Genomic DNA, 12,499 nt, shown 5'->3' on the forward strand with positions numbered 1-12,499 from the left:
AAGGAGAAACGTAATGATTGAATTAATTATTGGTTTGAGTATTGCTGCTATATTAATGTTGGTAGAATATTTGTTGAGTGTAAAATTAGAAAATCCCTTGTGGGGAGGGATACTTCCTTTAATTTTGATTATCGGAACTGCTTATGTTTTTATGAATGGCATATTACAGCCAAATTTTAAAACCCTTTTTCCGTTTCTACTTTTAATCTCTTTTATACTTGGAGACTGGGGTACTGGACGTGAAAAGCATATCAAAAACCGCAAAGCTGAACTTGAAAAAATGAAAATAAAGGATATTGAGTATTAAAGCCTTTAGGAACTGTTTTCAAATTCTGAATGCCTGAGGGCTTAACAAAAAAATATGGTCCCTCACCAAGGAGGGACCATACTTGTTCAGAGTATCAGCCGAAGCGGCCCATGATATACTCTTGAGTCATTTGATTCTCAGGGTTGCTGAAGACCTTCTCCGTCTTATCATATTCTACAAGCGAGCCCAGGTAAAAGTATGCTGTATAATCCGAGATCCGTGCAGCTTGCTGCATATTGTGTGTGACAATAACAATCCGCAGATCCTCCTTTAGCTCCTTGATCAGCTCTTCGACTTTACCGGTAGATACCGGGTCAAGGGCAGATGCGGGCTCATCCAGCAGGAGAATCTGCGGATTTACCGATAATGCTCTGGCAATGCATAGACGCTGCTGTTGTCCGCCGGATAATGCGAGTGCTGAATCCTTCAGACGGTCCTTGACTTCGTCCCATAGAGCCGCGCGGCGCAGGCTGCTCTCCACAATTTCATCCAGAGCCGCTTTGCCCTTGATCCCGTGATATTTTGGACCAAATGCAATGTTCTCGTAAATCGACTTGTAGAAGGGGTTAGGCTTTTGCCAGACCATACCGATTTTTTGCCGAAGCTTGATAACATCTGTCCCTGGAGCATTGATATCCACACCATCGATCCAGATGCTTCCCTTTGTGGTGGAACCGGAGATTTCGTCATTCATCCGGTTAAGCGAACGGAGAAAGGTCGATTTGCCGCAGCCCGAAGGACCGATTAACGCTGTAACTGTATTCTGTGCAAAAGGAAGACTAATCCCTTTTACTGCCTCATACGTGCCGTAAAATATGCTCAAATCCTCGGTTTGGAACGATTCGCGCACCACTGGTTCCGCTATACCCATCTCATATTCCTCCTATTGATCTATCGAATACTTGCTGTTAGCTCATTCTTTTAGAAGCGGTAAGCTTGCGGTAAATCAAACGGCCGAAGTAACGGGCAGCCAGATTGAATATAAGTACCGTAATCACAAGCACTGCCGATGCTCCCGCTGCGATCTGTATGGCATCCGGTGCCAAGCCTTCGCTGTTAACCTTCCAGATGTGCACTGCCAGCGTTTCTGCCGGACGGAAAGGATTCAGCGGTGAGGTTGGGCTAGCCGGGTTCCAATTGGCGAAATCCAGACGAGGGCTGCTCATGCCTGCCGTAAACATCAGCGCAGCGGCTTCCCCAAAGACACGTCCCGCGGACAGAATGGTTCCGGTGATAATGGTCGGCAACGCGACTGGAAGCAGTACAGTAGTAACAATCTTCCACTTAGACAGCCCAAGGGCAAAACCTGCCTCCTTCTGCTGCTTCGGCACTGTGCGGAAGGCCTGTTCCGTAATCCGCACCATTAGCGGCAGGTTGAAGAAGGTAAGTGCCAGAGCACCTGAGACCAGGGAGAACCCGAGGTTAAAGGTGTTAACGATTAGCAGGAGACCGAACAACCCGACAACGATCGAAGGAAAAGAAGACAATACTTCCACGATCAGACGGATGAAGTTGGTCAGCTTGCCTGGGCGGGCATATTCCGCCATGAAGATCCCGGCACCCAGGCCAAGTGGCACGGTAATAATCAGGGTCAAGACCAGCAGGTAGATGGAGTTGAACAGCTGTGGCCCGACGCCTCCGCCTGCGCGGATCTTTTGCGGTGCAGAGGTCAGGAAATCCCAGCTGATATGGTTAAGGCCCCGGATCAGAATGTATCCCAAGAGTCCTACCAGGATGGCTACAATAAGTAATGCGAAAAATACGATAAGCGCTGTGGCAATTTTGTCTGCGGTTCTCGGCTTCAAATTTTATTTCTCCTTTCGAGCATTCTTACGAGGAGGACAAAGACAAAAGTCATCAGCATAAGAACCAGCGCCATACTCCACAGCGCATTATTTTGCGGTGAGCCCATCGTCGTGTTGCCCATGCTCAATGTAATCACACTGGTCAGGGTCGATGCAGATTCGAAGAGCGACCGCGGCACGAAAGGTGCATTCCCGATAACCATTTGCACAGCCAGGGCTTCTCCGAATGCACGAGCCATCCCCAGCACCACACCTGTCATAATCGCAGGGAACGTAGTCGGGAGAATCACACGGGCTATGGTCTGCCACCGGGTGGCACCGAGCGCAAAAGAGGATTCTTTCAGATTTTGCGGCAATGAAGCCAGCGCGTCTGCAGCCACGCTTGTAATGGTCGGCAGGATCATGACCGACAGGACAAGCGCGCCTGCAGCAACCCCGATGCCCTGACCAGGGAACGTATTACGCAGAAAAGGAACAATGACGCTAAGGCCGACGAAGCCGTACACGACAGATGGAATACCGGACAACAGCTCAATTACCGGCTGCAGCAGCTTTTTGCCCCAGCCTGGGACAATTTCCGTCATGAACAGTGCAGCGCAGATACTTAGCGGACTAGCAATCAATGCTGCAATCAGCGTAACCAGAAAGGAGCCGGCGATAAAAGGAAAAGCTCCATATGAAGGCGTGTCTGCTTCAGGGGACCATTTGGTGCCAAACAGAAATTCAGATACTTTTACATCTCCACTGGTGAATGTGGATATTCCTTTGGATGCTACAAAATATACCATCGATATAATGATGACAATCAATAGCAGTACACAGAAGGACATATACGTCCGTCCAATAAAATCTTCTATATGATGTTTTTCAATCTTTGTTTTCTTTGGTTTCGCCCTCAAGATGCTCCCTCTTTCTAAAGTGAAAAGAGAGGCAGAAGAAATCCGCCTCTAATCACTTGAAGTTCTAATGGATGATACACTTGAATGTTTTGTTGTGAATTACTTAGTAGTTACTTTACCTGCTACATCACGGGAAACCTGCATTTTCACAGCCGGAATATAACCCAGTTCCACTACATCACCTTTCTCGTTCTGCACTTCGTCAGACACCATGTAATCGAGGAATGCTTTTACTACTTCAGTTGGTTCGCCGTTAGTATACATGTGCTCATAAGCCCATACCGGATATTTACCAGAGATTACATTGTCAACAGACGGCTCAACACCATCATATTTTAATGTCTTCACGGAATCATCAAGATAAGACAGAGCCAGGTAACCAATCGCTCCCGGAGTTTCTCCGATTATTTTCTTAACTGTACCGGAGGAGTCTTCCTGAATAGATCCTTGAAGATCTTCTGTTTTGGTTCCAAGTGCGAAGTTTTCGAAGGTAGCCCGTGTTCCGGAGCTGCTTGGACGGTTGATAATCTGGATCTTTTGGTCTGCACCGCCAACTTCTTTCCAGTTCGTTACTTTACCTGTGAAAATATCTACAAGCTGTTGCTTGGTTAAAGTATCTACACCTGCATCCTTATGAGTAACTGCTGCGATGGCTACAACTGCTACCTGATGATCCACAAGCGCTTTTGCTTTTTCAGCATCGGCATCCTTCAGCTTTTCTTCTGCGAATACATCGGAGTTACCGATATCTACTTGCTTCTCAGCAACTTGAGTAAGACCTGTTCCGCTTCCTCCGCCTTGTACCTGAATATCAACGCCTTTATTGGCTTCCATGAACTTCTCAGCTACCTGCTCAACCAGCGGCTGCAATGCTGTAGAGCCCGAAGCCAGAATAGATCCGCTCAAATCCGCACCGCTGCTTGTTTCTGTAGGTGCATTAGTGGCAGCTGCGTTTTTCCCGCCATTATTGGTTGCTGCATTGTTTCCACCGTTGTTGTTACCGCATGCCGAAAGTGCTACTACACTTGTTAATGCCAAAGCCATGACCCACGTTTTTCTGAATTGCATTTTTTTGTCTCCTCCTGAGTGTTTTGTATAGCCTCTGCTGCCGTGAATGAACAATAGACATGTCCAACGGATCAACATCCGCTATGTTTTGTGAGTATCTGCTGCCGGTTATCTGCTTCATACAAAACTCACCTTTGGAAGCATCAGACTGTGTTCGTGTCACATCTGACTCTTCCTATTCTAGAGCCCGTTCGTCAGGGAAAAGTATTAAGTATGTAAAGCGGAGGATAAAAAACATAATAGAAATTGTATATGACTATAGATATAATCTATATTAAGAATAAAATCACTTAATGAATCCCTACTTTTGTGGAGGTATATGATGAATATTGTTAAGCTTCAAATCGTAGTCCTGATTGAAAAATATAAAAAAGTAACCGATGTGGCAGCCGAAATGGGCTTGAAACAGCCTACCGTTTCATTCCATATGAAAAGTCTGGAAAGCGAGCTGGGCACCCCACTTTTTCAATACCGCAGCGGGCGGGTGCTGCTTACCGATGCCGGACGCACGCTGTATCAGTATGCATCACGGATTGTCGCACTTACGGCTGAAGCAGAACGAAGCATCAAACAATACTCCTCTCTCTCATCCGGTCATCTTGAACTCGAAGCAAGCCATGTGCCTGGTATTTATCTTCTGCCTAATTTGGTCTCGCAATTCATCCGCAAGCACTCTGGCTTGGATATTTCGTTGTCCGTGCAGCCGGATACAGTCATTCGCGAACGATTGCGGGGCAGAGAAATCCAGTTGGCTGTTCTGCATACCTTTGGCGGTCAGGACAGTTCCTTCACAACCCGCACCATTGCCCGCAATGAGGCTGTTATAGTTTTTGCACCAGACCATCCTTTTGCGGACATTCAGAATATTTCGTCTGAGCAGCTTGTCCTGGAGCCATGGATTCAGCATGAGGCAGGTTCTTTTCTGCAGGGAATTACAGATGAATGGGCTGAGAGGAACGGTGTAAAGGTATGGGGACATGCTGTAGTAAATTCACCCGAGGCACTGAAAGGAATGATTCGTAACGGAGTAGGCGTGGGGTTATGCTCAAGGACCGGGATTGAGACTGAACTCGCTGCGGGGTTATTGTGCTGCATACCACTGCCAGGCGTACAACCCGAGCATGGTGAATTCGCGCTGGCATGGCGGAAAGATTATACCCTTACTCCTTTACAACTTGCGTTTGCAGAGCTGGCAGCCGGACTTCCAGAAGAAGAATAATTCAAAAAAAAGTACAGCCCATAGAAGACGCTTTTACAGCATCCTGGGCTATACCTGTTGGTTTATGGTGACTACTGGATTTTCTCGGCCACAAGAGCAAATGTCTTGGGAATTCCTGCATCAAAAACTTCAGAAGATAAATTGGGCTCTTCGGCTAATTCCCGGATGATCAGTCCGCTTCTGGCCGCTGCTGTCACGATCTCACCCAATGTCCAGCGCCGCCAGTATACAACACTGTGTTTATCTTCTCCCGAAGGTACGCCGGATGAAGGCAGGTACTTGGAGTAGGATATCTTCTTTTCCTCCAATGAAGTGTCAAAATAATCGCCGCTCACCTTGTGCTTACGGATCTTGGCCGTTGATCCCTTGGAGGAAATCAGTTTCGTCGTAACGGGATGGAAATCACGCAGGACGAACCGGCCACCGGGTGACAACAGCCTGCACACAGTATCCATAAATGGGGCCAGATCTGTGAAGTAATGTACAATTCCCATTTCAGCAAAAACGATATCATGTGAACTATTCAGCAGTTCTTCCGGCAGCTTCAGCACGTCCGACACGATGTATTTAAGTTGAACTCCTGCTGCTTCAGCCAGTTCGCCTGCATAGCGGGCGTTGGCTTCTGAGAAATCGGCCACACTCACATTTGCTCCCATGAGTCCGAGTGCTACGGCTTTCATACCGTTAGAACCCATAAGATTTAGTACTTTCTTATCCCGAAACTCGCCCAGGTAGCTCAGCAGAGGGTACAGCTTGGCAGAAGGATCTTTCATGAGCTTCGCCGCAGCTTCTGTAGGAGTACCGAAACGGGCGGTCCAGGCGGAGTAGGTATCCTCGTTCCACAGCTCTTCACTGGAAGGAACTACACCTTGTCTTTCTTCAGGTTCGTTAGGTTTTGGTTCTGGAAATTGATCATGTTCATTCATGGATAGAAACCCCTTTATCTCTATTAATAATCTATTAGGATGCGCTCGGAAGGGCTTCCTTTACCTTCACTGCTTTTTTGCGTCCTGCATATAGGTATACAGCAAGTCCACTCATTACCAATACTCCACCACTCCATTGCAGCCCTGTCAGCTGTTCACCCAGGAGTAAGAAGGCCAGAATGCTCGCCCCTACTGGTTCACCCAGAATGTTCATCGATACTGTAGTTGCTGAAGCATACTGCAATAGCCAGTTGAACAGAATATGCCCGAATACGGTGGGAACCACAGCCAGCAGAACAAAAATGCCCCACTCCCGCGGGGGATAATCAAAGAATGGAATACCAGCGAGCAAATTATATACACAAAATACTGCTGCCGCCGAAATAAATACGATCAGGCTGTAAAGATAGGATGGCATACGGGCCACAAGCTTCTGACCAATCAGTAAATGGCCGGCAACTGCAACCGTCCCGCCGATGGACAGCAGGTCACCTTTGAGATTGTCCGCAGAGAGGCCAACATCTCCCCAGCCGATGAAGACCACACCGATTATGGCGATGCCCAGACCCAATATAGCGGCAGAGGTACTTCTTTCCTTATACAGTATGTAGGCTCCCAGCATAATAAATACCGGCTCCAGCGCCATGATCATGGTTGAACTGGCCACAGAGGTATACTTCAGTGAACCCATCCAGAGTAAAAAATGCAAGGCCAGCATAGCGCCAGAGATTCCCAGCATGAGCCAGTCCTTACGGCGCAGTGCAAATGCCGCCCCGCTGTATGGCCGGGCAAACGGCAACATCAAAAGCGAGGTGAAGAGCAGCCGGTACATACCTTGAACGGATGCTGGTGCATCCGACCATTTGATGAAAATTGAAGAAAAAGAGATGGCCACAATTCCAATCAGCATCAGAAGCGGGACAGGAACGGGCGGCTTTTTTGAATTCACAGATAGCTTCCTTTCACAATAGATAAAACTCACTATGTTAATTTATCGCAGAATGAAGAAAATTGCAGCCTTTTTCACAATAATTAAGCAAATAAAAAAGCATGAACTCCGCTACCCGGAAGCAGTCCATGCCTGTTTTGATGAAGATCCTTATCCGGATGTTTACATTCCATACTAAGGTTTAAGCACAACCTTGATGCAATCCTCTTCCTTCTCATTAAAAACCTTGTACGCATGTTCTGCTCTGCTAATCGGCAGCCTGTGCGTAATGATATCCGTTGGATCAAATACATTCTCTTTAATCATTGTATATAAAGCCGGCATGTAGTGAATAACCGGAGCCTATCCCATCTTAAGTGTAATATTGCGCTCAAACAGATGTCCCAGCGGGAACATATTATAGTTAAGCCCATATACACCGATCAACTGGATCGTTCCGAACTTACGCACAACCTCTGCCGCAATCCTGAAAGCTCCAAGTGAACCCCCTTGCAGCATCAATGTGGTTTCCACCTTTTCCACCACTGTTTTTTTGGCATCGAGACCAACGCAATCAATGACTACATCTGCTCCACCGCGCGTAATTTCTTTTAAATGTGACTCAATGTCCTTCACTTTCTCAAAATTGAAAATCTCCACATTATTGGTCTGCTTGGCATGATGGAGACGATACGGAACATGATCCACGGCAATCACCCGGGATGCCCCTTTGATCCACGCAAACTTTTGAGTCAGCAGCCCAACCGGCCCACAGCCTAGAACAATGACCGTATCTCCGGGTTTGACGCCGGCATTCTCAACCCCCCACCAGGCTGTCGGCACGATGTCTGAGAGAAACATAAGCTTCTCATCTTCCATCTCCGCATCCTCAGGCACGACAAAAGGGCCGAAATTGCCATAAGGCACACAGAGCAGCTCAGCCTGACCGCCGGACCCGCGTCCTCCACGATTCCCATCGGTTCATGCCCATTAATGTAATCGTCATGCATACCAGGGATTTCTCCATTATAGATGTGGAGGTCCGAGCCGTAGATGGCTGTAGAGGTAATGCGGACGATGATCTCATTTTTTTCTCAAGCTTGGCATCAGCAACTTCTTTGACAGCTACTTTCTTCTTGCCTTGATATGTTACTGCAATCATGTATGACCACTCCTTCGGATGAAGAGATATGAACCAGCAGGCAATAATTCCTGCAAGCCATACTATGTAATGCCCCCAAATCCTTCAGGTTTATCCATGCAAGAGCGGAGAATACATCATCAGTGCAACATTCTCGGCAACCGCTTCATCGGCCACCAACCCGCCGTCTGGCGTCATTACCTTGCGCCGGATGCGGTTACTGCGAATGTAACCTCCCCACGGTTCGAGACTGATCACATGCTCCGCTTCGTACACTTCATACGTATAGAGTGTTTCGGCATCACAGCGCCATTCCCCATATAAGTGAGTGTCATCCAGCCACAGTCTAAGCTGATAGGTTTCTTTGGTCGGATTCAGGAGCTGCAGATCCAGATAGTTATAAGCACAGGTCGCTCCGCTGCCAAAAGGCTGAGTCCGTTGTTCATCTGGAAATACATCGTAGCTGTGGCGGTGACGTTCAGTAACACATAGCGGCGTATGAAGAGTCATCCAGTAGATGAGATTGGATAACTGGCACAAGCCACCTCCGGTTCCGGAACGAAATCCGCCGTAATACAGAACCATCCCATCAAGGTAGCCTTTCCGCCGGGTAGGTTTTCCGATGTTCTGCCAATAAGAAAAAGTCTCACCGGGGCGTATTAACAGACCATTTAGCTTCGAGACAGCAAGCTTCAGGTTTGTTATCTTGTTATACTGGAGCTGCATATCAACATTTCGCAGACTACGCAGCAGCGGTGTTGCATGACTGGCGGAACGATAATGAAGGTCTTCTGCAAGATGCACCTTAGCTCTCTTCTTCCGTTGTATTACCCATTGCCCGTATCTTTTCCAGGTAAAATACTGTTTTCCGGCAAAAAGTCTCAGGGGGGAACGCCGGATTGGCTTCATGGCTGCTTTGGCGGTTTCCATTAGAATTCCACCGCATGTTCCTTTAGAAGCTTGGCAAATCTCCCTCCAATAACCGAATTGTGATGCTTTACAATTTCGCCCCCGCTTAAGCTTTCATTGTCAAAGGTACTATGCGCATCCTCAACCAACACACTGGAGTATCCCATGCTGAATGCCCGTCGGGTGGTGGTATCCAGACAGAACTCGCTTTGCATACCGCAGATCACCAGGTTGGTAATGCCTAGTTCCTGCAGCTTCTCATGCAGATTTGTCCGGTGAAAGGCATCCCAGGTAGGCTTCTCGACAATCAGCTCACCTTCCAACGGGGTGACATGGCGGCTGATCTGCCAGGTTGGAGTCCCCTTAGTGTATTCTTGATCTTCAGTGTGCTGAATATATACAACCGGAACGCCTGCTGCCCGTGCTTTGTGCAGGAGGGAGACGATTCTGCCCGTCACTTCCTCTTCCTCATACAGCTTCATGTCTGGATAAGAATACATTGCTTCTTGAACATCGATGATAACTAACGCAGTAGAATCATTTGCCATTGGATAATCACTCCTCATTCATATAATAATAACGAGCCTATTTCTACGCTAAAAATTATACCAGAACAGGAAATGATACGGCTTCATTTTTGTAACAGTTGCTTCCAACTTGCGTATATCCCCCAAAAAAACGGACCTCTGCAGCGCAGAAGTCCGGCTAAGTATCCTGGTTGTTGCCAATCCAGCTTATTTCCCCCGTTTATTATGCCAAATGAGTGCGTGCAGCTGCGGGAGCACCCTCGCCTTATTCATCTCAGAATCAGCGATGACCAGGTTGAACAGCCATTCCAGCCGTCCCAGCAGACGGGCCGAAATGTCTCCCTCTTCCGTAACATCCTCATTGCCAGGCTGCAGGAAAAGCGGCACCTCCGGATAGCGGGTGTGGATGCTTTTCGCATATTGGTAATCTTCATCATTAAACACTACAACCTTCAGACTGTAAGCAGACTTGCCTTGGGTCTTCAGTTTGTTCATAATGCCATCAAGCATGTCCCAATCGGTCTTCATCCCTGAGCTTGGCGGCTTAGGGCTAATGGTAAGCACATCCACATCGTAGAACCAGTCCTGCCATCTGCTGCCCTGCGTTTCAATAGCTGCCTGAATCCCACGCTCGTGAAGCAAATCGATGAATGTGCCCACTCCTTCACCAATCAGTGCAGGGTTGCCCCCGGAGATCGTCACACAATCAAAATTGTCCCCGGCAAGGAGCGTCAGCTCATCCAAAATCTCCTCTGGCAAAAGCATCTTTACTTTATCCTTGGCCGATCCGTCCCAGGTAAAAGCGGAATCACACCAGCTGCAGCGATAGTCGCAGCCGTAGGTGCGGACGAACATGGTTTTGACACCAATAACCGCACCCTCACCCTGGATCGTTGGGCCAAACATCTCAATTACCGGCAGCTTACTCACAGTCACAGCCTCCATACAGGCGGTAGGATGGCCCCTCATCAGGAATATCTGCTGCCAGCACTTCCGCCCAGGAGGTTGGGGTCTCCCATAGCTTAACGGAATACAGCGGAAGCGAGGCCTGCATCAGGCGGTAGGCAATATAAGCCGACATGTTTTCTACCGTTGTCCGGAACGACAGCAATGCCACCTTTGAACCTGTGTTTACCAGTGTCTCCAATACAGGCTCATTCCCCATAGCCAGAAAAGCGTGATCCAGGTGGTCCACAAGGCTCTCCTGCACCGTTGCCTTAATGTCGCTGAAATCAATGACAAACCCTTCGTCTGAGTGTCCCTCTTCTACCAGCGGTTTGCCCTTCAGCACGACCTCCAGCTTGTAGGTATGGCCATGCAGGTTGCTGCACTTCCCTTTGTGGCCTACCAATTGATGAGCAGAGTCAAAAGTAAAGATTTTGCATACAGATACTTCGCCCATCATCAGGATACGACCTCATTTCGTTCCGCTTCATATTGGTCCAAGCCACGTTTACGCAACAGACAAGCCGGGCAGGTTCCGCAGCCGCTGCCCATAATTCCGTTATAGCAGGTTAGCGTATGCTCACGAATGTAGTCAAAATATCCAAGTTCGTCGGCCAGCTTCCAGGTTTCCTTTTTATCCAGCCACATCAGCGGCGTATGAATGACGAACTCGTAATCCATGGATAGATTAAGAGTGACATTCAGTGATTTCACGAATACATCCCGGCAGTCCGGGTATCCGCTGAAATCGGTCTGGCATACCCCGGTAATGATGTTGGCATACCCAAGCTGTTTGGCAAGAATCGCAGCAAAAGACAGGAACAGAAGATTCCGCCCATCCACGAACGTACTCGGCAGATCCTCCCCATCTCCGGCGGCAATCTCTATATCATCCCTAGTCAGCGCATTAGGCGCCAGCTGATTCAGCAGGCCCAAATCAAGAATATGCTGCTTCACATTGAATTTCTTCGCTATCTCCTTGGCGACCTCAATCTCCGCAGCGTGGCGCTGATTATAATTAAAGGTCACCACTTGAACCTCTTCGAACTGCTGCAATGCCCAAACCAGGCAGGTTGTGCTGTCCTGGCCGCCACTGAATACGACTAGTGCTTTTTTGTTCATCGGTTATGGTCTCCTCTCACTTGCTCCGGATTAACGGTTGTCCACTTTCTCTGGATACAGGTCATGATTGATCAGCCGGTGCTCGGCCATCGCTTCATATTTGGTTCCCGGACGCCCCCAGTTGCAGTAAGGATCGATGGAAATCCCGCCGCGCGGGGTGAACTTACCCCAGACTTCGATATATTGCGGCTCCATCAGGGAGATCAGATCATTCATAATAATATTTACACAGTCTTCATGGAAATCCCCATGATTGCGGAAGCTGAACAGATAGAGCTTCAATGACTTGGACTCGACCATTTTTTGCTCCGGAATGTACGAGATGTACATGGCGCCGAAATCCGGCTGTCCGGTCACGGGACACAGGCTCGTAAACTCAGGACAATTGAATTTCACAAAATAATCGCGGCCGGGGTGCTTGTTATCAAACACCTCAAGAATGTCCGGATCATAGCCGAATTTATAGGTTGTTCCTTGATTCCCCAGCAGGGTAACCTCCTGCATTTCCTCTTTCAATCTGCCTTCTGACATGACAAAAAACCCCTCTCTTTTCCTCCGGCAGTTCACCGGCATTGGAAAGAAGAACGAGTTTCGAAAACCTGGCTCTACTAAGAAGAAACGCCTCCCGCCCAACTTGAACGGATGTATGCTTGCTGACTGACAGGCGCTGTCTTTTGGCGCACAGCATAACAGGAAGAGAAGC

The 12,499-nt window shown here is 48.2% G+C and carries 14 protein-coding genes and 1 pseudogene; 2 read left to right on the forward strand and 13 right to left on the reverse strand.

What is annotated here, in order from left to right; all coding sequences use genetic code 11:
• A partial coding sequence (locus A3849_RS28155; protein ID WP_218619272.1) for a hypothetical protein occupies nucleotides 1-307 on the forward strand: 307 nt, incomplete at its 5' end.
• 94 nt (nucleotides 308-401) lie between these two features.
• On the opposite strand, the gene pstB is transcribed toward A3849_RS28155, so the two are convergent.
• The 4 genes from pstB to A3849_RS28175 all read right to left on the reverse strand — a co-directional run bounded on the left by pstB (nucleotide 402) and on the right by A3849_RS28175 (nucleotide 4,079).
• Nucleotides 402-1,178: a phosphate ABC transporter ATP-binding protein PstB gene (gene pstB / locus A3849_RS28160; RefSeq protein WP_074114393.1), complete on the reverse strand. Its 777-nt coding sequence runs from the start codon at nucleotides 1,176-1,178 to the stop codon at nucleotides 402-404.
• Between the two features lie 37 nt (nucleotides 1,179-1,215).
• A complete protein-coding gene (gene pstA, locus A3849_RS28165; protein WP_074084463.1) occupies nucleotides 1,216-2,112 on the reverse strand; it encodes a phosphate ABC transporter permease PstA in 897 nt (298 codons plus the stop codon).
• Nucleotides 2,109-3,011, reverse strand: coding sequence for a phosphate ABC transporter permease subunit PstC (gene pstC, locus A3849_RS28170; RefSeq protein ID WP_143191922.1), 903 nt, complete (start codon nucleotides 3,009-3,011; stop codon nucleotides 2,109-2,111). The genes pstA and pstC overlap by 4 nt, the downstream gene beginning before the upstream one ends.
• A 99-nt stretch (nucleotides 3,012-3,110) precedes the next feature.
• Entirely contained in the window at nucleotides 3,111-4,079 is a 969-nt protein-coding gene (locus A3849_RS28175) for a phosphate ABC transporter substrate-binding protein (RefSeq protein ID WP_074114395.1), read from the reverse strand.
• Nucleotides 4,080-4,401: 322 nt separating this feature from the next.
• Between A3849_RS28175 and A3849_RS28180 the strand changes: the two genes are divergently transcribed.
• On the forward strand, nucleotides 4,402-5,298 hold the full coding sequence (locus A3849_RS28180; RefSeq protein WP_074114396.1) for a LysR family transcriptional regulator: 897 nt from the start codon (nucleotides 4,402-4,404) through the stop codon (nucleotides 5,296-5,298).
• A gap of 71 nt (nucleotides 5,299-5,369) precedes the next feature.
• Here the strand turns inward: A3849_RS28180 and A3849_RS28185 are convergent, their stop codons facing one another.
• From A3849_RS28185 to queF, 9 genes and pseudogenes are all read right to left on the reverse strand, one after another.
• A complete protein-coding gene (locus A3849_RS28185; RefSeq protein ID WP_083613704.1) occupies nucleotides 5,370-6,224 on the reverse strand; it encodes a class I SAM-dependent methyltransferase in 855 nt (284 codons plus the stop codon).
• 34 nt (nucleotides 6,225-6,258) lie between these two features.
• On the reverse strand, nucleotides 6,259-7,173 hold the full coding sequence (locus tag A3849_RS28190; protein WP_178382825.1) for a DMT family transporter: 915 nt from the start codon (nucleotides 7,171-7,173) through the stop codon (nucleotides 6,259-6,261).
• A gap of 174 nt (nucleotides 7,174-7,347) precedes the next feature.
• Nucleotides 7,348-8,314: pseudogene (locus A3849_RS28195) on the reverse strand (zinc-binding dehydrogenase).
• A 90-nt stretch (nucleotides 8,315-8,404) separates the two neighbouring features.
• Nucleotides 8,405-9,223, reverse strand: coding sequence for a VanW family protein (locus A3849_RS28200; protein ID WP_256701036.1), 819 nt, complete (start codon nucleotides 9,221-9,223; stop codon nucleotides 8,405-8,407).
• Nucleotides 9,223-9,750 (reverse strand): cysteine hydrolase family protein, encoded by a 528-nt coding sequence (locus A3849_RS28205; RefSeq protein WP_074114397.1) that lies wholly within the window; start codon nucleotides 9,748-9,750, stop codon nucleotides 9,223-9,225. Before A3849_RS28205 ends, A3849_RS28200 begins: the two co-directional genes overlap by 1 nt.
• A gap of 186 nt (nucleotides 9,751-9,936) precedes the next feature.
• Nucleotides 9,937-10,659, reverse strand: a complete 723-nt coding sequence (queE, locus tag A3849_RS28210) for a 7-carboxy-7-deazaguanine synthase QueE (RefSeq protein ID WP_256701037.1) — start codon at nucleotides 10,657-10,659, stop codon at nucleotides 9,937-9,939.
• Nucleotides 10,652-11,134: a 6-pyruvoyl trahydropterin synthase family protein gene (locus tag A3849_RS28215; protein WP_074114399.1), complete on the reverse strand. Its 483-nt coding sequence runs from the start codon at nucleotides 11,132-11,134 to the stop codon at nucleotides 10,652-10,654. The genes queE and A3849_RS28215 overlap by 8 nt, the downstream gene beginning before the upstream one ends.
• Nucleotides 11,134-11,796, reverse strand: a complete 663-nt coding sequence (queC, locus tag A3849_RS28220) for a 7-cyano-7-deazaguanine synthase QueC (RefSeq protein WP_074114400.1) — start codon at nucleotides 11,794-11,796, stop codon at nucleotides 11,134-11,136. Before queC ends, A3849_RS28215 begins: the two co-directional genes overlap by 1 nt.
• Nucleotides 11,797-11,826: 30 nt before the next feature.
• Nucleotides 11,827-12,327, reverse strand: a complete 501-nt coding sequence (queF, locus tag A3849_RS28225; protein ID WP_074114401.1) for a preQ(1) synthase — start codon at nucleotides 12,325-12,327, stop codon at nucleotides 11,827-11,829.
• Between the last annotated feature and the right edge of the window lie 172 nt (nucleotides 12,328-12,499).

It is taken from the genome of Paenibacillus sp. P46E (genome assembly GCF_001909095.1).
Lineage (GTDB): Bacteria > Bacillota > Bacilli > Paenibacillales > Paenibacillaceae > Paenibacillus_AQ > Paenibacillus_AQ helianthi.

Coding starts and splice junctions, on each gene's coding strand:
- pstB (WP_074114393.1), bottom strand. CDS start 1,178: ATGGGTATAGCGGAACCAGTGGTGCGCGAATCGTTCCAAACCGAGGAT.
- A3849_RS28175 (WP_074114395.1), bottom strand. CDS start 4,079: ATGCAATTCAGAAAAACGTGGGTCATGGCTTTGGCATTAACAAGTGTA.
- A3849_RS28180 (WP_074114396.1), top strand. CDS start 4,402: ATGAATATTGTTAAGCTTCAAATCGTAGTCCTGATTGAAAAATATAAA.
- queC (WP_074114400.1), bottom strand. CDS start 11,796: ATGAACAAAAAAGCACTAGTCGTATTCAGTGGCGGCCAGGACAGCACA.
- A3849_RS28200 (WP_256701036.1), bottom strand. CDS start 9,223: ATGGAAACCGCCAAAGCAGCCATGAAGCCAATCCGGCGTTCCCCCCTG.
- queF (WP_074114401.1), bottom strand. CDS start 12,327: ATGTCAGAAGGCAGATTGAAAGAGGAAATGCAGGAGGTTACCCTGCTG.
- A3849_RS28185 (WP_083613704.1), bottom strand. CDS start 6,224: ATGAATGAACATGATCAATTTCCAGAACCAAAACCTAACGAACCTGAA.
- A3849_RS28215 (WP_074114399.1), bottom strand. CDS start 11,134: ATGATGGGCGAAGTATCTGTATGCAAAATCTTTACTTTTGACTCTGCT.
- A3849_RS28205 (WP_074114397.1), bottom strand. CDS start 9,750: ATGGCAAATGATTCTACTGCGTTAGTTATCATCGATGTTCAAGAAGCA.